General features: G+C 67.4%; 19 protein-coding genes. 9 read left to right on the plus strand and 10 right to left on the minus strand.

The annotated features are described in order from the left end of the window. Positions 1–34: 34 nt before the first annotated feature. Together AC1DDH_RS15455 and dapD are read right to left on the minus strand one after the other, a co-directional pair. Entirely contained in the window at positions 35–886 is an 852-nt protein-coding gene (locus AC1DDH_RS15455; RefSeq protein ID WP_476855764.1) for a hypothetical protein, read from the minus strand. A gap of 111 nt (positions 887–997) precedes the next feature. Next, positions 998–2,020, minus strand: coding sequence for a 2,3,4,5-tetrahydropyridine-2,6-dicarboxylate N-succinyltransferase (gene dapD, locus AC1DDH_RS15460; protein WP_476955765.1), 1,023 nt, complete (start codon positions 2,018–2,020; stop codon positions 998–1,000). Between the two features lie 208 nt (positions 2,021–2,228). On the opposite strand from dapD, the gene dapE reads away from it, so the two are divergent. Further along, positions 2,229–3,326 carry a succinyl-diaminopimelate desuccinylase gene (gene dapE, locus AC1DDH_RS15465; protein ID WP_476850372.1) on the plus strand — a complete coding sequence of 366 codons (1,098 nt, stop codon included), beginning with the start codon at positions 2,229–2,231 and terminating at the stop codon, positions 3,324–3,326. Positions 3,327–3,446: 120 nt separating this feature from the next. Here the strand turns inward: dapE and AC1DDH_RS15470 are convergent, their stop codons facing one another. Genes AC1DDH_RS15470 through AC1DDH_RS15485 form a run of 4 tightly spaced genes read right to left on the minus strand, consistent with a single transcriptional unit; the run spans position 3,447 to position 6,681 of the window. Further along, on the minus strand, positions 3,447–4,283 hold the full coding sequence (locus AC1DDH_RS15470; RefSeq protein WP_223913897.1) for an amino acid ABC transporter permease: 837 nt from the start codon (positions 4,281–4,283) through the stop codon (positions 3,447–3,449). Then, complete coding sequence (locus AC1DDH_RS15475; RefSeq protein ID WP_223913898.1) at positions 4,280–4,930, minus strand: amino acid ABC transporter permease; 651 nt, start codon at positions 4,928–4,930, stop codon at positions 4,280–4,282. The genes AC1DDH_RS15470 and AC1DDH_RS15475 overlap by 4 nt, the downstream gene beginning before the upstream one ends. A gap of 52 nt (positions 4,931–4,982) precedes the next feature. Beyond that, on the minus strand, positions 4,983–5,867 hold the full coding sequence (locus tag AC1DDH_RS15480) for a glutamate ABC transporter substrate-binding protein (RefSeq protein ID WP_243180934.1): 885 nt from the start codon (positions 5,865–5,867) through the stop codon (positions 4,983–4,985). 58 nt (positions 5,868–5,925) lie between these two features. Then, positions 5,926–6,681 carry an amino acid ABC transporter ATP-binding protein gene (locus AC1DDH_RS15485; protein WP_028275678.1) on the minus strand — a complete coding sequence of 252 codons (756 nt, stop codon included), beginning with the start codon at positions 6,679–6,681 and terminating at the stop codon, positions 5,926–5,928. Between the two features lie 213 nt (positions 6,682–6,894). Between AC1DDH_RS15485 and AC1DDH_RS15490 the strand changes: the two genes are divergently transcribed. The 4 genes from AC1DDH_RS15490 (at position 6,895) to AC1DDH_RS15505 (ending at position 10,032) form a co-directional block, all read left to right on the plus strand. After that, entirely contained in the window at positions 6,895–7,788 is an 894-nt protein-coding gene (locus AC1DDH_RS15490; RefSeq protein WP_476855766.1) for an LOG family protein, read from the plus strand. 48 nt (positions 7,789–7,836) lie between these two features. After that, positions 7,837–8,193, plus strand: coding sequence for a DivIVA domain-containing protein (locus AC1DDH_RS15495; protein WP_476855767.1), 357 nt, complete (start codon positions 7,837–7,839; stop codon positions 8,191–8,193). Next, positions 8,190–9,611: a hypothetical protein gene (locus tag AC1DDH_RS15500; RefSeq protein ID WP_476955766.1), complete on the plus strand. Its 1,422-nt coding sequence runs from the start codon at positions 8,190–8,192 to the stop codon at positions 9,609–9,611. The genes AC1DDH_RS15495 and AC1DDH_RS15500 overlap by 4 nt, the downstream gene beginning before the upstream one ends. Before the next feature lie 253 nt (positions 9,612–9,864). After that, entirely contained in the window at positions 9,865–10,032 is a 168-nt protein-coding gene (locus AC1DDH_RS15505; protein ID WP_079550332.1) for a DUF3117 domain-containing protein, read from the plus strand. A gap of 109 nt (positions 10,033–10,141) precedes the next feature. Here the strand turns inward: AC1DDH_RS15505 and AC1DDH_RS15510 are convergent, their stop codons facing one another. Beyond that, a complete protein-coding gene (locus tag AC1DDH_RS15510) occupies positions 10,142–10,774 on the minus strand; it encodes an O-methyltransferase (protein WP_018773821.1) in 633 nt (210 codons plus the stop codon). A 272-nt stretch (positions 10,775–11,046) separates the two neighbouring features. On the opposite strand from AC1DDH_RS15510, the gene sigE reads away from it, so the two are divergent. The 3 genes from sigE to AC1DDH_RS15525 all read left to right on the plus strand — a co-directional run bounded on the left by sigE (position 11,047) and on the right by AC1DDH_RS15525 (position 13,583). Beyond that, the gene (sigE, locus tag AC1DDH_RS15515) at positions 11,047–11,700 is read left to right on the plus strand and encodes an RNA polymerase sigma factor SigE (RefSeq protein WP_079550334.1); all 654 of its coding nucleotides are present in this window, start codon (positions 11,047–11,049) and stop codon (positions 11,698–11,700) included. An 8-nt stretch (positions 11,701–11,708) separates the two neighbouring features. Then, complete coding sequence (locus AC1DDH_RS15520; protein ID WP_476955767.1) at positions 11,709–13,106, plus strand: hypothetical protein; 1,398 nt, start codon at positions 11,709–11,711, stop codon at positions 13,104–13,106. A gap of 81 nt (positions 13,107–13,187) precedes the next feature. Then, positions 13,188–13,583 (plus strand): twin-arginine translocase TatA/TatE family subunit, encoded by a 396-nt coding sequence (locus AC1DDH_RS15525; protein WP_230008673.1) that lies wholly within the window; start codon positions 13,188–13,190, stop codon positions 13,581–13,583. A gap of 55 nt (positions 13,584–13,638) precedes the next feature. Here the strand turns inward: AC1DDH_RS15525 and AC1DDH_RS15530 are convergent, their stop codons facing one another. From AC1DDH_RS15530 to AC1DDH_RS15540, 3 genes are read right to left on the minus strand one after another with little or no spacing between them, the layout of a single operon-like run. Continuing rightward, a complete protein-coding gene (locus AC1DDH_RS15530) occupies positions 13,639–14,766 on the minus strand; it encodes an Mrp/NBP35 family ATP-binding protein (protein WP_476955768.1) in 1,128 nt (375 codons plus the stop codon). 11 nt (positions 14,767–14,777) lie between these two features. Continuing rightward, positions 14,778–15,608, minus strand: a complete 831-nt coding sequence (locus AC1DDH_RS15535; RefSeq protein WP_476850356.1) for a DUF1003 domain-containing protein — start codon at positions 15,606–15,608, stop codon at positions 14,778–14,780. Continuing rightward, positions 15,589–16,872: a magnesium transporter MgtE N-terminal domain-containing protein gene (locus tag AC1DDH_RS15540; protein ID WP_028275668.1), complete on the minus strand. Its 1,284-nt coding sequence runs from the start codon at positions 16,870–16,872 to the stop codon at positions 15,589–15,591. The genes AC1DDH_RS15535 and AC1DDH_RS15540 overlap by 20 nt, the downstream gene beginning before the upstream one ends. Positions 16,873–16,949: 77 nt before the next feature. Here AC1DDH_RS15540 and AC1DDH_RS15545 point away from each other — a divergent pair, with 77 nt between their 5' ends. Further along, entirely contained in the window at positions 16,950–17,846 is an 897-nt protein-coding gene (locus tag AC1DDH_RS15545; protein ID WP_476955769.1) for a YflT domain-containing protein, read from the plus strand. Positions 17,847–17,928 lie beyond the last annotated feature (82 nt).

The raw sequence follows: 17,928 nt of genomic DNA on the forward strand, positions 1-17,928 counted from the left end.
ACTGACCCCGCTGCCAACTGACCCCCGGTAGCGGTCAGGTGCCGGGGGCGTCTGCGACGGTAACCCTGACTTGGCCGGCCGGGACTTGGGCCGGCTGCCAGCCGTCGCGGGACTGCCGGTTCCAGGCGCGGCCCTCGACCTCCACGCTGGTGATTTCGAGCTCCTTGGCGTTGGCCACGGCCCACTGGCCCACAGCCCAGGCCTGGGTTCCTTCGGCCTCGACGAGCAGGGTCCGGCCGTCGGTGGACGCCGTCACGTCCCCGAGAGCAGCGGTCAGCCCTGCGGTGACGGCGGCAGGATTCCCGGCGGCGTCGGGGGAGCGCAGCGAGCAGTCCAGGCCTGCGGGCGTCTGCCCGCTCAGGGCGGAGGCGAACGCGCGGGCCATCACCTCATGCTGGGCGTAGGCCTCCGGGTACGCCGAGCGCTGGACGCGCTGGGCGGCAACGGTGATATCGAGCGACTCGTACCCGGAAACCTCGACGAGGGCATCGTAGAACGCATTGCTGGCGTGGTACGGGTCCATCACCTGCGCCGTGGTGCCCCAACCCTGGGACGGCCGCTGCTGGAACAGTCCGCGGGAGTCGGGACCGGCCTGGTCGCCATGGCCGATGTTGCGCAGTTTGGATTCCTGCATCGAGGTGGCCAGCGCGATGCTGGCGGCCCGGGCCGGAAGTCCCCGCCGGACCGCGACGGCGGTGATGAGGGAGGCGTTGGCCGCCTGGTCGGTGGAGAGGTCATCGCCGCCGCTTCCCGTGGCCGTGCAGCGTTCGGTGATCAAGGTCTCCGACCGTTGCAGGAACGTCACCGCGGTGTAGATGCCGCCCGCGACCATCGCCAGGGTCAGCAGAAGGACAATCCGGCGCCGCCAGCTCCCTCGTCGTGCCACGAAAATACTCCCTCAGGCCCCTGGGGGCTGCGTCATCGGCTTTTTCGGCGGGGCGGGTCGGCCCCGCCCGCGCGGTCTTCGCCGCCCGCCATACCGTACCAGCCGGTGCGGTCAGTTGGCGTGCAGGGCCTCGTTGAGCTCCACCGTCTGGCCCTTGCGGGGGAGGACCTCAACCTCACCAGTGGTGGAATTGCGGCGGAAGAGCAGGTTCGGAACGCCGGAAAGGTCCACGGCCTTGACGATCCGGCTGGTGTCTTCGCCGTCGGCGTCCTTGGGGCCGATCACGCGCACACGGGTGCCGGCGGTGACGTAGAGGCCTGCCTCCACCACCGAGTCGTCACCGATGCTGATGCCCACACCGGAATTGGCGCCGAGGAGGACCCTCTCGCCGAGGGAGATCTTTTCCTTGCCGCCGCCGGAGAGGGTTCCCATGATCGAGGCCCCGCCGCCGACGTCGGACCCGTCGCCGGTGATGACGCCGGCCGAGATCCGGCCCTCGACCATGGAGGTACCCAGGGTTCCGGCATTGAAGTTCACGAAGCCCTCGTGCATGACCGTGGTGCCTTCGGCCAGGTGCGCACCGAGCCGGACCCGGTCGGCGTCGGCGATCCGGACGCCGGAGGGAACGACGTAGTCCACCATGCGCGGGAACTTGTCCACGCCGAACACCGTGACGGCGCCGCGCTTGCGCAGGCGCGCCCGGGTCAGCTCGAAGTCCTCCACGGCTGCGGGGCCGAAGTTGGTCCACACCACGTTGGGAAGCTTGCCGAAGATGCCGTCAAGGTTGATGGTGTTGGGCTGGACGAGCCGGTGGGAGAGCAGGTGCAGGCGAAGGTAGGCGTCCGCCGTGTCCGCGGGTGCCGCATCCAGGTTGATCTGGGCGAAGACAACGATCTGCTCTGTGCCCCGGTCCGGGTCAATGCCGCTGGCGGCGATGTCGATCAGCGACTGGTCCGCGTTCTCCACGTCACGCTGGTGCTCCGCGGCGACTCCGAGCACGGGCGCCGGAAACCACACGTCCAGCACGGTGGCGTCACCGTTGCGGGTGGAGACGGTGGCCACCCCGTAGCCATAGGCAGAGCGGGCGTCAGAACGAGCGTCGGCGGGCACAGCGGAAGCAGCAGTTTCAGTCATGGCCCAAGTCTAACGAGAGGCCCGTCGGGCGCTGAAACTCATGACAACCCGATTGACCGCTGCAGGACCTCTTGACGCCTGGAAACGGCCCCTGCAGCGACTCAGGTGGGACGGGGAGGCAAACAGATAAGGTGGAACGGTGACCCCCACGAACCCGCGCACCCCTGCCAGTGCCACCGCCAGCGTCCCTGTCCGCACACCGGTCCATCTGGACCTCCGCCAGGACGTCGCCCTGCTCACGGCCGCCCTGATCGACATCAACAGCGTCTCCGGCAACGAGGGGGTCCTGGCCGACGCCGTGGAACATGCCCTCCGCCAGCTGCCGCAGCTGGAGCTGGTCCGCGACGGCGATTCGATCATCGCCCGCACCAACCTGGGCCGGGCCGAGCGCGTCATCCTGGCCGGGCACCTGGACACCGTGCCGTTGCCCACCACAGAGGGCTCGCTGGGGACCGTGCCGGCGTACTGGCCCTCCGGGGCCCCTGGAGAGGGGATCCTCTACGGCCGCGGCGCCACTGACATGAAGGGCGGCGTCGCCGTGCAGCTGGCGCTGGCGGCCACCATGTTCGACGGCGGGGCGGAACCAGGCAAGGACGTCACGTTCGTCTTCTACGACCACGAGGAGGTCGAGGCCGTGAAGAGCGGCCTGGGCCGTCTGGTGCGCAATCACGGCTCCCTGCTCGGCGGGGACTTCGCGATCCTGCTCGAGCCGACCGACGGGACGGTGGAGGGCGGCTGCAACGGCACCAGCCGCTTCGAAGTGACCACGAACGGCGAGGCTGCCCACTCGGCCCGGGCCTGGATGGGCAGCAATGCCATCCACGCCGCGGCCCCGATCCTGGCCCGGCTGGCGGCGTATGAGCCGCAGACCGTGACGGTTGACGGCCTGGACTACCGCGAAAGCCTCAACGCCGTGAAGATCCACGGCGGCACGGCCGGGAACGTCATTCCGGACAAGTGCGTCGTGGAAATCAACTACCGCTTCGCGCCGGACAAGACCCCGGACGGAGCCGAGGCCGTCGTGCGCGAACTGCTGGACGGATTCGACGTCGTGCGCACCGACAGCGCGGCCGGCGCGCGGCCGGGCCTGCACCACCCCGCGGCGGCGTCCTTCGTCGCCGCCGTCGGCGGGGAGCCGAAGCCCAAGTACGGCTGGACCGACGTCGCACGCTTCAGTGAACTGGGCATCCCCGCGGTGAACTTTGGGCCCGGCGATGCTCTGCTGGCGCACAAGGACAACGAACACGTCGAGGCGGACGCCATCCGCGAATGCCTGCGGGCGCTGCGGACCTGGCTGAGCGCCTAGCAAAGCCCAGGAACCAACGCCCAGGACACCACGACCAGGAAACAAGGCAGGAAACAAGGCGCAACGCACAAAGGGTCCGGAACCTCCGAGAGGTTCCGGACCCTTTGTGGGCGGGACGGCTTACTTGGCGGCCGGAATACCGGCGACCGGCACGTGCGCCACGCCGCCGGCGGCGCGCTTGGAACCGCGGCGTTCGAGCCAGATGGCCAGGCGGGAGACTGCCAGGTCGATCGCGATGTAGATGGCCGCGGCCACGAAGAACACCGGGAACAGGTACTGCGGACCCAGGAAGTCCGCCATGACCTGCACGGCCCGGAGCAGCTCGCCGTAGGCGACGATGTAGCCGAGCGACGTGTCCTTCAGCAGCACCACGAGCTGCGCGACCAGGGACGGCAGCATGCGCCGGATGGCCTGCGGCAGCTCGATGGTCAGCCGGCACTGGAAGCTCGTCAGGCCGATCGCCAGGCCGGCCTCACGCTGACCCTTGGGCAGCGACTGGACGCCGGCGCGGATGATCTCGGCGAAAATCGCCGAGTTGTAAAGGACAAGGCCGGCCACGACGGCGATGAACGAGCTGGTGGCAAAGACGAGCAGCACGAACAGCATCATGAGCACGACGGGCATGCCGCGCAGGAATTCCAGCACGATCCGGGTGGGCACCCTGATCCAGGCGTTGTCCGAGATGCGCATCAGGCACAGGAGCAGGCCCAGCGGGAAGGCAATCACAGCCGACACGGCCGCGGCGGCCAGCGTGGCGCCGATGCCGGCGGCGATCAGGGCCCAGACCTCGGGAAGCTGGAAGACCGCCCAGCGTTTGGGGTCGAAGATTCCCTGCTGGGCGAGGGTCACGACTGCCAGGACGAGGAGGCCACCGATCACGATCACGCCGATGATGGAGCCGATCAGCGAGACCCGGCGGGCTTTGGGGCCGGGGACGTCATAGAGAACAGAGCTCATCGTGCGATCGCCACCTTTCGTTCAACGACGCTGGCGAGGAAGCCAAGCGGGATGGTTATCAGCAGGTAGAAGAATGCGATGCCGACCAGGACCCACATGACGGCGTCGCCGTTGGCATTGGCCAGTTGCTTGCCCTGGCCGAAGAGTTCCAGCACATAGAACGCGCCGGCCACAGAAGAGTTCTTGACCAGGGCAATCAGAATGTTGATCAACGGCGGGATCACGGTGCGCAGGGCCTGCGGCAGGATGATCAGCGAGAGCACCTGGGTGAACTGCATGCCGATGCTGCGGGCGGCCTCCGCCTGGCCCACCGGGACGCTGTTGACGCCGGAGCGCACGGCCTCGGCAATGAAGGCCGAGGTGTAGGCGCTCAGGGCGATGATGGCGGCGACCTCGAACTGCTGGAACGTAACGCCGAGGCGGGGCAGAACCACTGCGGCGAAGAAGAACGCGATGGTCAGCGGGGTGTTCCGGACGATCTCGACGTACGTCATGCTGAAGCCACGCAGCGCGGCGACGGGCGAGACACGGGCGGCAGCCAGGATGGTGCCGAAGACCAAGGCGATAATCCCCGAGACCAGGGACAGGAAAAGGGTTCGGAGAAAACCGTCCCAATACTGGGGGAGGTTTTCAATAATGACGTCCATAAGTTCCTTCAGCTGCGTTGAGGGGATTCCAGGCGAAAGACGGGAGTGGCGGCTAGTAGCGGTCGATCGTGGGAAGCGCGGGCGTGGTCTTGATGACGGTGCCGGCAGTGTCTTCCCAGGCCTTCTTGTAGGACCCGTCCTTGTCGGAGGCCTCCAGCTGGTCATTGACCCACGTGCGGAAGGCGGTGTCGTCCTTCTTCAGGCCGATGCCGTAGGGCTCCTTGGTGAAGGTCTGATCCGATGCCAGCTTGAAGGCGTCCGGTTCCTTGGACACGAAACCGGCCAGGATGACGTTGTCGGTGGTGACGGCTTCAACCTGGTGGTTCCGCAGCGGTTCCAGGCAGGCTGAGTAGGTCGCGGCCGGAACCAGGACGGCTCCGTACTTCTCCACGATCGTCGAGGCTGGCGTGGAGCCGGTCACGGAGCAGACGTTCTTGCCCTTGACGTCTTCGGGCTTGGTGATGGAGTTGTTGTCCTTGTTCACCATGAGCGCCTGTCCGGCCTCGTAGTACGGTCCGGCGAAGTCGACTTCGGCCTTGCGCTTGTCATTGATGGTGTAGGTGGCGACGATCATGTCCACCTTGCCCTGCTTGAGGAACTGCTCGCGGTTGGCGGAGACAGTTTCGACCCACTCGATCTTGTCGGCGGGAATGCCCAGCTTGGCAGCCATCAGCTTGCCGATTTCGACGTCGAAGCCGACGGGCTTGCCGTCGAGGCCCTTCTGGCCGAAGAGCGGCTGGTCGAACTTGGTGCCGATGGTGATCTTGCCCGCGGAGGAAAGCTTGGCCATGGTGGAATCGGCAGGAAAGCTCGGCTTCTCGGCTACGGGCGGGTTGGTGGTCGTGGAGGAGCTGCCGCCACAGGCGCTCAGGCTGAGTGCCAGTGCTGCGGAAGCGGCAACCAGAAGGGATTTCCTTCGGGTCAAAAATGCCATCATGACATTCCTTTCATTGGGCGGCCGCCGTCCGGCAGCCAGGGTGCGAAAACGTAGTCGGTCAGTGTGTCAGCAGCTTGGACAGGAAATCCTTGGCCCGGCTGCTCTTGGGGTTGTTGAAGAATTCCTCGGGGGTCGCGTCCTCAACGATCTGGCCGTCGGCCATGAACACGACGCGGTCGGCCGCCTTGCGGGCGAAGCCCATCTCGTGGGTGACCACGATCATGGTCATGCCTTCTTTGGCGAGCTGGACCATGACGTCCAGGACCTCGTTGATCATTTCCGGGTCGAGGGCAGAGGTGGGCTCATCGAAGAGCATCACCTTGGGCTTCATGGCCAGGGCACGGGCGATGGCAACGCGCTGCTGTTGGCCGCCGGAGAGCTGGGCCGGAAGTTTGGGGGCCTGATGCCCGACGCCGACCCGCTCCAGGAGGGCCATGGCGTCCTTGTCGGCCTCGGACTTGGCAACGCCCTTGACCTTGATGGGGCCGAGAGTGACGTTTTCCAGAATGGTCTTGTGGGCGAACAGATTGAACGACTGGAAGACCATGCCGACGTCGGCGCGCAGCTTGGCCAGCTCCTTGCCCTCCTCGGGCAGTTCCTTGCCATCGATCTTGATGTCGCCGTCGTCGATGGTCTCGAGGCGGTTGATGGCGCGGCAGAGCGTCGACTTGCCGGAACCCGAGGGGCCGATGACAACAACAACTTCACCCTTGCGGACGTTCAGGTTGATGTCCTTCAGGACGTGCAGCTGGCCGTAATGCTTGTTCACGGCCTTCAGGGAGACGAGGGCATCGCCGGGCACTTGAGTAGTCATAGTACGAATCTAGCGAAGATTGACCAGATATGACGGCAATCACTCATTTTGGTGCAGATCGTGATTCAAGAGATACCTGCACGTCAGGCCCCTTGCTGGACTGCGTCGGACATTCGCCGTTGACCTCGGCATACGGCCTCGGCAGGCGGCTGCGGCCGTGCGGCGCCGACGCGCCGACGCGGCGGCGGTCGAGTTCCGCGCTAGCCTATGGGCATGAGTACCGATCCGCAGCACGGCCCCAAGCAAAACCCCGAACAGAACCCGGAACAGAATCCCGGCGGAAAGCCGGCAAGGGAGGCCCGGAGCACACCGGCGCCCAACGGGATCCGCCACAAGGGTCCGCTTGAGCTGCGCCGCAAGGCCGCCAAGGTCACGATGTCCGACCAGACCTTGCTGGACACCAAAGGGCCGGGACAGTTCGTCCACACCGACCCCTGGCGCGTGCTGCGGATCCAAAGCGAGTTTGTGGAAGGATTCGGCGCGCTGGCCGATCTCGGTCCGGCAGTCAGCGTCTTCGGTTCCGCCCGCACCGTGCCGGGGAGCCCGTACTACGAACTCGGCGTCGAGGTCGGACGCCGGCTGGCCGAGGCCGGACTGGCCGTGATTACGGGCGGCGGCCCCGGCTCGATGGAGGCCGCCAACATGGGCGCCGTGCAGGGCAACGGCGTCTCCGTGGGGCTCGGAATCGAACTGCCCTTCGAACAGGGCATGAACCAGTGGGTGGACCTGGGCATCAACTTCCGGTACTTCTTCGCCCGCAAGACCATGTTCGTCAAGTACGCCCAGGGCTTCATCGTGCTCCCCGGCGGCCTCGGCACCCTGGATGAGCTCTTCGAAGCCATGGTCCTGGTCCAAACCCGCAAGGTCACTTCCTTCCCGATCGTCCTGGTGGGAACCGCGTTCTGGAGCCCCCTGCTCGAGTGGGTCCGGGACACTCTCGTCGCGGAGGGAATGGTCTCGGCCGAGGACCTGGACCTCGTGCAGGTGGTGGACGACCCCGCGCGGGCCGTCGAGCTGGTCGTGGAAGGCGCCGCCCGCCACCGGAACCCGAACGGCGGCTCCACCAACGGGACCGGCACGGCAAACATCAAGGGAACGCGGGGCTGATCCGTCCGCCTGAGCGCTCCGGCGTCCGGCTTCTGGCACGATGGTCTAGTGAGTCTCTTCCTGGTTTTCCTGGCGATTGTGCTGATCGGCGTCGCCGTCCTCCTGGGCACCGGCCTGGCACCGAAAATCTTCCGTCGCCGCCGGGACGGTGGTGCGGGCGGTTCCTTTGACGACGGTTTCGACGAGCCGGTCGCATCCCTGCCGCCGGTCCTGTTGCCCGAGCGCGCGGCCGCGGCGGACATTGACCGTCTGCGCTTCGCCGTCGGACTCCGCGGCTACCGGATGGACCAGGTGGATCAGGTCCTGGATGATCTGCGGGAGCAGATCACCGCCAAGGACCAGGAGATCGAGGCACTCGGGGAGGAACTGGAGCGCCTCCGTCCGCCGACCGAACAGCGTCCGTGAGCCGCGTGGAAGACCCGAAGACCGTCGCGGCGCCTGAGGCCCGGAAGCCCCAGGGGTTGAACGCGGCCCTGTGGAGCCGCATCGCCGCCGCGGGCGCCGGGATGGCGCGGTGGCCCTGGTGGGCGCAGGTGGCCGGACTTTACATCGCCGCCAGGCTGGTCAGCGCCTGCATCTTCATGGCCGCCGCCCTGCACCAGGGCGTGAATCCGTGGTTTCCCGCCAAGCCCGACTACTGGAACTTCATCAACATCTGGGATGCCCGCTGGTACGCCCAAGCGCTGCAGGCGGGGTATCCGGCGCTTCTGCCGACCGACGACGCCGGCACCGTCCAGGAGAACACGTGGGCCTTCTACCCCCTGTTTCCGGTGCTGGGCCGGGTGGTGTCCGGGCTGACAGGCACGGGCCCGGCGTGGTCCCTGACGGCCATTGCCATGGTCTCCGGTGTGGGTGCAGCCCTCGTGGCGTACAGAATTTTCCGGCACCGGGCCACGCACCGCACGGCGCTCTGGGGGACGGTGTTCCTGGCGGCTTTCCCGGTGGCGCCGGTGCTGCAGGTGCCCTACGCCGAATCCCTCAACCTGCTGCTCCTCGGCGCCGCGCTGCTGCTTGTCATGGAGCGCCGGTACCTGTGGGCCATGCCCGTTGTGGTCCTGATGTGCCTTTCCCGGCCTACCGGGGTTCCGTTTGCCGCGATGATGGGCCTGTTGCTGCTCTACCGTCTCTGGCAGCGCCTCACTGCGCAAACCCGTACTGCGCAAACCCGTACTGCGCAAACCCGTAGTGCGCAGACCCGCATTGTGCAGCATCCCACGGCACAACACGCCACGGCACAACACCCCGCGAACCAGAGCCCCGCGACACAGGGCGTCACAGTGCAGCGCCGGGACGGCCTCGCCCTCCCCGGCAACGCCGAGCTGTGGTCACTGGGCGGGCTCACCGCCGTCAGCGGCATCGGTGCCCTGCTGTGGCCGGCCATCGCCTGGGCCGCGACCGGCGATCCGGGCGCCTACACCAAGACCGAAACCGCATGGCGCGGCGAAGACCTGGTGCCGTTCAAGCCATGGTTCGACGCCGGCATCATGCTGTTCGGGCCGACCTTCGGCGTGCTGGCTCCCTTCGTGTTCGTTGCTGCGTTCACGCTGCTGATGATGTCCCGGCCGGTCGTCGCCCTGGGCACCGAGCTGAGGCTCTGGTGCTGCTGCTATATGGGCTACCTGCTGGTCTTCCTGCACCCCCAGACCAGCACGTTCAGGATGCTGCTGCCGCTGTTCCCGCTCGCCCTCAGCGCCGCCCTTCTCTCGCGTTCCCGCGCCTACCGCGGCACCGTGGTGGTCATGTTCGTGCTGCTGCAGGTCGTCTGGATTGTGTGGCTGTGGGCGTGGGCGCAACTGCCGGGCGGAGGGGACTACCCGCCGTGACGCACAGCACCATTTGGCGGTGCCGGCCCGGCCTGGCGGGACGCGCTGGAAAGTCCAACGATTAGCTACGGGCGGATTGTTACGCGATAATAGAGGATAAGCAAGGACAAGAAGCACACAGTTTGTAAGCGGTTTATTTGTGAGTTTGCCGGTCACGGCAGCCTCCTGGAGCGCTGCCGGACGGCTTGATTGGCCAAGCGGACGCAGCCCGGCCGGGCTGGTATGTCAGGGACTAATGGAGGGGATATTCCTTATGGCGGCAATGAAACCACGCACCGGCGACGGCCCTATGGAAGTGACGAAAGAGGGACGAAGCCTGATCATGCGTGTTCCGCTCGAAGGCGGGGGGCGGCTTGTAGTCGAACTCAATGCCGCTGAGGCGACGAACCTCAAGGAATGCCTCGTCGGCGTCACCGAATAGCGTCACGCCAAGAGCTTTGCAACAGGGCGGGGTCCCGGCCACCAGGCTGCGGACCCTGCCCTTTGCTGTCAGCGCCCGCCCCTGCACCCGGGCTGGTGAATCCTGGCGGCTACTTCTTCACCGCGATCAGCAGGCCATCTCCGGTGGGCAGCATGGCGGAAGCGAGACGGTCGTCGTCGCGGATGGACTTGCCGATCTGGCGCAACACCACGGTGGTGGCTTCCCGGGCGGCCGGGTTCGCGACCCGGTCCTTGTCGAGGGCATCGTTGACGATCAGCAGCCCGCCGGATTTGAGCAGCCGCACGGCCTGTTCGACGTAACTGGGGTAGTTCGGTTTGTCCGCGTCAATGAAGACGAGATCATAGGCGCCGTCCGTAAGCCGGGGCAGGACATCCCCGGCCCGGCCCGAAATGGTGCGGGTGCGGTTGGCGGGGCTGCCGGCCTCCTGGAACGCTTCGCGCGCTGCCTTGAGGTGTTCGACGTCGACGTCGATAGTGGTCAGGACAGCCTGCGGACCCAGCCCGCGCAGGATGCACACGCCGGACACGCCTGCGCCGGTGCCGATCTCCACGGCGGTCTGTGCCTTGGACGCCGCCGCCAGCACCGTCAGCACGGCGCCCACGCCGGGGCCGATCGGGGTCACACCAAGCTCGAAGGACCGTTCGCGCGCGTGCAACAGGACCTCATCCTCGGCAGGCAGATCTTCTGCATAGGACCAGCTCGTGGACTTATCGGCGCTCATGGGATATCGCTTTCTGGGCGGCAGGGGAGTGTTCCCTACAGCGTACTGTGTCCGGCGGGACGGGACGCGGAAGCGGCAGCACCGTGGCCCCGGCCGGAGGGGGTCGTTCTGCCTTCGGCGGAAGACCGCGGTGGATCAGGAAATTCCCAGCTTATTTTGAAATGATGGGTATCCGCTCATCCGCGTGGTGATCGGCGTCGAATGAAGGGTGCAGAAACCTGTGCAAGCAGGCACAATTCAGGCGTAGGTACCATCCACGAGGGGAGTGGACGATGTCGATTCTGGCACCTGTCCCGGCAACAGAGGCAACAGATTCAACCGGCCAGTCCCGGACCGCGGCGGAAGCCGAATGGGTCCGGCCGACCTGGGAGGAAGTGGTGACGAACCACTCCGCCAAGGTCTACCGCCTTGCGTACCGTCTGACCGGAAACAAGTACGACGCCGAGGACCTCACCCAGGAGGTGTTCGTGCGGGTCTTCCGTTCGCTCGAGAACTTCAAGCCCGGCACGCTCGATGGCTGGCTGCACCGGATCACCACCAACCTGTTCCTGGACCAGGCCCGGCGCAAGAGCCGGATCCGCTTTGATGCGTTGGCCGACGACGCCGAGTCGCGGCTGCCGGGCCGGGAGCCCGGGCCGGAGCAAAGCTTCGAATTCAACAACCTCGACGTCGACGTCCAGGCAGCGCTCGAGGAACTTCCGCCCGACTTCCGCGCCGCCGTCGTGCTGTGCGACCTCGAAGGGCTCTCCTACGACGAAGTCGCCGCCGCGCTGGACATCAAACTCGGGACCGTCCGGTCCCGGATTCACCGCGGCCGGACAATGCTCCGTGAAAAACTCGCGCACCGCGACCCGCGCCCGGCGCAGCCGGCCAAGCAGTCCCTCAAGCCGCGGCTCAAGATGCCGCGCATCGCCGGCCTCCTCTGAACCGGTCAATGGGTCTGCTGAGACGGCTGCTGGGAGCACCAGGCTGCAGGTTCTGGGGCGGGCCCGGGGCTACCCGGAAATGGGCCGCCGGCCGCCACGACCACGTGGAATCGTGTGCCGAATGCCGCGCCCGGCAACAGCGCGAACGCCAGTACCTCGAGAAGCTCCGCGGCGCCGCCGTGCCCGAGGCCAGTGAGGACCTGACTGCACGGCTCCTGGCACGGACCGGTCAGCTGGCCGCGGAACGGGCGGCGGCCGAACGGACAGCCGAAGCGGAGCGGGAACAAACAGCCCCGGAAGCTGCGGTGCCTGCAGCTACAGCTCCGGCACCTACGGCTCCTACACCTTCGGCACCTTCAGCTCCGGAACGGGCCATGGCGGAACGCCCCGACCCGGCGGACACAGCGGACGTATTGGATGCAGCGGAACGGCCGGGCGCGGCGGGCGCTGCCGGGGCCGGCCATCGTCCGTGGCCCTCGGACCGGTTCCCGCCGGGACACGCCCTGCCGGGCCGGCCAGGGACGGCGGGACCGGTCGCCGGTCGCGCCGCCGCCGCGGGTCCACACGGCGCCCGTCGCCGCGGCCCGCGCCTGCCGGTGCTTGCTGTCGGCGGAGCCGTCGCCGCTTTGGCCCTCATGACCGGCACCGCGTACGTCATGGGAGGCGACGACGCGGTCCCCGCCGAAGGCGCAGAGACTGCCACCCTCGCCCACCCGGATGCCCCCGGGCTGCCCGGCAGCGGTGAGCCGCTCGGTGCAACGGAGCTGTTCGACACCAGCGGATCCGGCGTCGCCGGCGCCGAGGGAACCGGGCCCCGTGTTGCGTTCGGCCTCGGCGGCGAGCCCGACTTCACCCCTGCCGGGACGCTGAACACCGGTGAGCTTGCTGCGTTCCGCTCGCAGGGGTGGACATGTCCGGAGCTGCGCGAGCTCGGATTCCACCTCATCTGGGCCCGTGCCGGCGTCATCTCCGGGGACGAGGTCCTGGAACTTCGCCTCACGGATGGCCGGCACTTCGCCACGGTCCTTGAGCAGCACGCTTCGACGCGGGCGCCCGCGGCGCCCCCCGCACCCGCACGGGCCGAAGTCTCGCCCATCAATGTGCTGACCGGACACGCCGCCGTGGCTGACGGCTTTATCCCGGCCAAGGCCGGCACGCCGTCGGCCGCCCCCGAACCCGGGTATGGCTTTCTTTGGGTCAACCCCGCCCCGCCCTACCGGGCCATCTACCAGACGTCGGCGGCGACATACACGTACATTTCGGACCTGCCGGCCGAGCAGGCGGACGACGGCGTTGCCGCGCTGACCCGGGTCAGCAGTGGCACTCCCGTGCCGGCCTCGCACAACGGATTTCCGGAACGGATCGAGCGCGGATTGAGCCGAATCCTGGAGCACCTGGCACCGTGAGGCAGGGACGGGCCGGACATGGCCGGCATACGGACTTCGCGGAATCGTCGCCAGCCCGAGCGAGAGGGTAACCTTCCTAAAGTGCTTGGAATCAATGGACCGGAGTTCTTACTTCTGCTGATCATCGGCCTTCTGGTGATTGGTCCCAGCAGGCTGCCCGAATACACCCAAAAACTTGCCAATATTGTCAAGGAAGTGCGCCGGATGGCGTCAGGTGCGCGGGAACAGATCAAGGAAGAAGTCGGCATCGACATCGATGAGGTCGACTGGAAGAAGTACGATCCGCGCCAGTACGATCCCCGCCGGATCATCAAGGAAGCGCTCCTTGACGATGACACCAAGCCGATGAGCGCCGGGGCACCGGCAACGGTCTCCACGGCCGCTGCCGCGACTGCTGTCGCCGCGCACCGCCCCGAGCGGGTGCTCGAGCGGCTGCCCGAGGGCGAACCGGCACCCTTCGACTCAGAGGCGACCTAGGACTTCCCGCGGCGGGCCCGCCGCAGTGCCTGCGCAGGGATGCGGCCGGCCGCTGTCAGCGGGGCTGCAGACCCAGCGGCATGCCCTTGAGGCCGCGGGGAACCGACGCCAGCCTGCCGGCGATCCCCGTCAAGGCCACGGCCGCAGGCGTCTCCGGACGGCCCAGCACCAGCGGCACTCCGGAATCCCCACCCTCACGCAGCAGGACTTCGAGCGGAATCTGGCCCAACAGCGGCACGTCCTCACCCACGGTGGCCGAGAGGCGCCCGGCGAGCACGGCGCCGCCGCCGCTGCCGAACAGTTCCATCCTGCCGCCGTCGGGCATTTCAAGGTAGGACATGTTTTCCACGACGCCGGCCACGGTCTGGCCCGTCTGGGTGGCGATCGCACCCGCCCGCTCGGCAACATCCGCGGCGGCCGCCTGCGGGGTGGTCACGACGAGGATCTGCGCCTTGGGCAGCAGCTGGGCGACGGAGATCGCGATGTCGCCGGTGCCGGGGGGCAGGTCCAGGAAGAGGGCGTCGAGGTCGCCGAAGTAGACGTCGGTGAGGAACTGCTCCAGCGCCCGGTGCAGCATCGGGCCCCGCCACGCCACGGGCTGGTTCCCGGTGACGAACATGCCGATGGAGATGACCTTGACCCCGTAGGCCACGGGCGGCAGGATCATGTCGTCCACCCGCGTGGGGGCCTGTGTGATGCCCATCAGCGCCGGAACGGAGAAACCGTACACATCCGCGTCCACGATCCCCACACGGAGCCCCTGGGCGGCCAGGGCGCACGCCAGGTTGACCGTGACCGAGGACTTGCCCACGCCGCCCTTGCCGCTCGCGACGGCGTACACCTTGGTCAGCGAGCCCGGCGCGTTGAACGGGATGCCGCGCTGGGCGCCGGCGCCCCGCAACTGCTCCTTGAGGGCGTCGCGCTGGACCTGCGTCATGACTTTGAGGTCCACGTCCACGCCGGTGACGCCCGGGACGGCGGACAGGGCAGCCTCGGTGTCCGCCGTGATGGTTCCGCGCAACGGGCAGCCCGCGATGGTCAGCAGCACCGCGATCCGCACGCGGCCGCCGTCGCCGATCTCAACGGACTCCACCATGCCGAGCTCGGCGATGGGGCGGCGGAGCTCAGGGTCGATCACGGTGGCAAGTGCGCCGTGCACTGCCTGTTCCAGCGGGGTGCTCATGCGGGCGATGCTCAGCTTTCGGGGATGGTGCGGTGTGCGGGCTGGCGGGTGGGATCGGCCGCGGCCCCGGAGTGGTTCGCCGACGGGTTCGGCAGTTTCCCCGAAGGGTTCCCTGTCGGGTCCTGCGAAGAGCCCTGGGCACGGTCCCTCGCCGGGTCATCGCGCTTGCCGCCGGCTTTTACCCGGGGGATTTGCTGGGTCCGGGGGCTGCGCTGCTTGTCGCGCCGCTCCTTCATCTTCTCCTTGACCTTTTCCCGCGGGGTCTCGTGGGCGCCGGCTGAAGGATCGTGGGTGCGCAGTTCCTCCTGGGCCTCCAGCATGTCCTCCAGCAGGCTGCGGAGCTCGGCGCGGACGTAATCGCGGGTGGCGACCTCGCGCAGCGCGATGCGCAGGGACGCAAGTTCCCGGGTCAGGTATTCAGTGTCGGAGAGATTGCGCTCGGCCCGCTGGCGGTCCTGCTGCAGCGAGACCTTGTCGCGGTCGTCCTGGCGGTTCTGGGCCAGCAGCAGCAGGGGCGCGGCGTAGGAGGCCTGCAGGGACAGCATGAGGGTCAGCAGCGTGAAGCCCAGCGCCCGTGAATCGAACTGCCATTCCTCCGGCGCCCACGTGTTCCAGCCCAGCCAGAACAAGCAGAACACCGTCATGTACATCAGGAACGCGGGGGTGCCCATGAAACGGGCGAAGCCTTCCGTGGCATGGCCGAAGGCGTCCGGGTCGGGACGGAAGTTGGGCAGGATACGCTGCCGGCCGCTTAGTGGCGTGTCGAGGCCGCCGGTGGTCCTGCCGCCAGGGCGGACATTGGAGGTCCGTGGTGCTGTGGGATCAGCCAATGCGGCCTCCAAGCTTTCTTATCGGGGCATCGTCCTCGTGGGCGCGCCAGTCGTCCGGCAACAGATGATCAAGCACGTCGTCAACAGTCACCGCCCCCACAAGCCGTCCGTCATCGTTGACAACTGGAAGCGAGTTGAGGTTGTACGTTGCCAGCGCGCGGGCGACCTCGCTGATGTGGGCCTGGTCGGAGACCGGCTCCAGGCTTTTGTCCACCAGATTGCCCAGCGGCTCCGGCGGCGGAAAGCGCAAGAGCTGCTGGATATGGACGACGCCGAGGAATCGTCCCGTCGGCGTCTCCAACGGGGGCCGGGCGACGAAGATCGACGACGCCAGGGCGGGGGAGAGTTCCTCCCGGCGTACGTGCGCGAGTGCCTCGGCGACGGTTGCTTCCGGGGGCAGGATCACCGGCACGGGCGTCATGAGCCCGCCGGCGGTGTCCTCGTCGTATTCGAGCAGGCGGCGGACGTCTTCGGCGCCTTCGGGTTCCATCAACTGCAGGAGTTCTTCAGCCTGGGCGCTGGGGAGTTCGGCGAGGAGGTCGGCGGCGTCGTCCGGATCCATCTCCTCGAGGACGTCGGCGGCACGGTTGACGTCCAGGGCGGAGAGGATCTCCACCTGGTCACCTTCGCGCATCTCCTGCAGGACGTCCGCGAGCCGTTCGTCCTGGAGTTCGCTCGCAACCTCGAAGCGGCGCTTGTCGCTCATTTCCTGCAGGGCCTCGGCGAAGTCGGCGGGCTTGAGGTCCTCGTGCGTGGCCACGAACTGGGTGGCGGCCTGGGGCTCGGTCTTGGCGCCTTGCCGGGCATCGGCCCAGTCGATGATGAGGGTTTCATTGCGGCGCAGCCGGCTCAGGGGCGAGAGGGAGTGGCCGCGGCGGACGAAGAGCTTGCTGACGAACCAGTCGCCGGAGCGGTGCCGGTCCATGGCGATGTCCTCGATGGTTGCGTCGCCGCTGCCGTCCGCAAGGGTCACCCGGCGGTCGAACATTTCGGCCACCACGAGGGTTTCCGCGCCGCGCTGTTCGAAACGGCGAAGATTGACCAGCCCGGTGCAGATGACCTGGGTCTGGTCTATGGACGTAATCCGGGTCATCGGCACGAAGACGCGCTTCTTTCCGGGGACCTCGACGACGATGCCCACCACGTGCGGGGCGCCCCTGGTTCCGCGGGAGAGCACCACGACGTCGCGCAGCCGACCCAGACGGTCACCCAATGGGTCGAAGACGTCCAGTCCGAGGAGGCGCGCGACAAACACTCGCGAAAGATTCGTGCTCACCCCTACAGGCTACCGAGTCTGCTCTCTTTTAGCTGAATTTCCAGCCGCACACCAGCCCGATGGGTGAGAATGGGCATATGTCAAACATTTTTGGTGCTCCCAGGGCCGGTGCCCCCAACGGCTCGGACGAGGCCCGCACCGTCCCGAGAGGCGACGTTGTCGGTTCCTACAACTCCTACCTGGATGCCCAGAAGGCGGTGGACTACCTGGCTGACCAGCAGTTCCCCGTGCAGATGGTGTCGATCGTGGGCAATGACCTGAAGATGGTCGAGCGGGTGACCGGCCGGCTTACCTACCCCCGAGTCGCCCTCTCCGGCGCCCTCAGCGGCATGTGGTTCGGTCTGTTCGTCGGCGTCATGCTGTCCTTCTTCTCCACAACCCCCGGTTATTTCTCGATTGTGACGTCAGTGCTGATGGGTGCAGCGTTCTTCATGCTGTTTGGCATCGTCACCTACGCCATGCAGCGCGGCAAGCGTGACTTCACCTCAACCAGCCAGGTGGTGGCGACCAATTACGACGTCGTGGTCTCCTTCGAGGCCGCCGGCGAAGCGCGGCGCCTGCTCCACCAGCTGCCCATGACGGCGCATGACGCGTCCGGTGCCGCGGCCGGCGGTTTCGCGCAGCACGACTACCGCCATCAGGCACCGCAGCAGCCGGGCCCGCAGCAGCCGGGACAGCAGACCCATGCGCCGCAGCGCCCCGCGGGCTGGAACGACCCGTACGGCCAGAGAACGCCGGAGACCGGCGCAGACCCGGCCGGACAGTACCAGGGCGGTGCACCCCAGCAGGAGGGCCCCGCAGGCCCCGCTCCGACGGCACCGGCCCCGGCCGCGGCTGAGGAGGCGGCGGCCCGGCCGGCCGGCCGGGTTTCCGGGGTGAGCTATCCGGATCTCCCGGACGGCCGCCCGCAGTACGGGGTCAGGGTCACGGACAGCGAGAAGCCCGCGGCAGGCCAGGACGGCCAGCAGCACTGATTCAGGCAGGAAACAGCAGCAAACAGCTGCAAATAGCAGCAAGAAGGGAGCGTCCCGGTGCCGGGACGCTCCCTTTTTGCTT

The sequence above is a fragment of the Arthrobacter sp. 10T425 genome (genome assembly GCF_056393985.1).

Coding starts and splice junctions, on each gene's coding strand:
- dapD (WP_476955765.1), bottom strand. CDS start 2,020: ATGACTGAAACTGCTGCTTCCGCTGTGCCCGCCGACGCTCGTTCTGAC.
- AC1DDH_RS15470 (WP_223913897.1), bottom strand. CDS start 4,283: ATGAGCTCTGTTCTCTATGACGTCCCCGGCCCCAAAGCCCGCCGGGTC.
- AC1DDH_RS15485 (WP_028275678.1), bottom strand. CDS start 6,681: ATGACTACTCAAGTGCCCGGCGATGCCCTCGTCTCCCTGAAGGCCGTG.
- AC1DDH_RS15480 (WP_243180934.1), bottom strand. CDS start 5,867: ATGATGGCATTTTTGACCCGAAGGAAATCCCTTCTGGTTGCCGCTTCC.
- AC1DDH_RS15505 (WP_079550332.1), top strand. CDS start 9,865: ATGGCGGCAATGAAACCACGCACCGGCGACGGCCCTATGGAAGTGACG.
- sigE (WP_079550334.1), top strand. CDS start 11,047: ATGTCGATTCTGGCACCTGTCCCGGCAACAGAGGCAACAGATTCAACC.
- AC1DDH_RS15530 (WP_476955768.1), bottom strand. CDS start 14,766: ATGAGCACCCCGCTGGAACAGGCAGTGCACGGCGCACTTGCCACCGTG.
- AC1DDH_RS15545 (WP_476955769.1), top strand. CDS start 16,950: ATGTCAAACATTTTTGGTGCTCCCAGGGCCGGTGCCCCCAACGGCTCG.
- AC1DDH_RS15490 (WP_476855766.1), top strand. CDS start 6,895: ATGAGTACCGATCCGCAGCACGGCCCCAAGCAAAACCCCGAACAGAAC.
- AC1DDH_RS15475 (WP_223913898.1), bottom strand. CDS start 4,930: ATGGACGTCATTATTGAAAACCTCCCCCAGTATTGGGACGGTTTTCTC.
- AC1DDH_RS15510 (WP_018773821.1), bottom strand. CDS start 10,774: ATGAGCGCCGATAAGTCCACGAGCTGGTCCTATGCAGAAGATCTGCCT.
- AC1DDH_RS15520 (WP_476955767.1), top strand. CDS start 11,709: ATGGGTCTGCTGAGACGGCTGCTGGGAGCACCAGGCTGCAGGTTCTGG.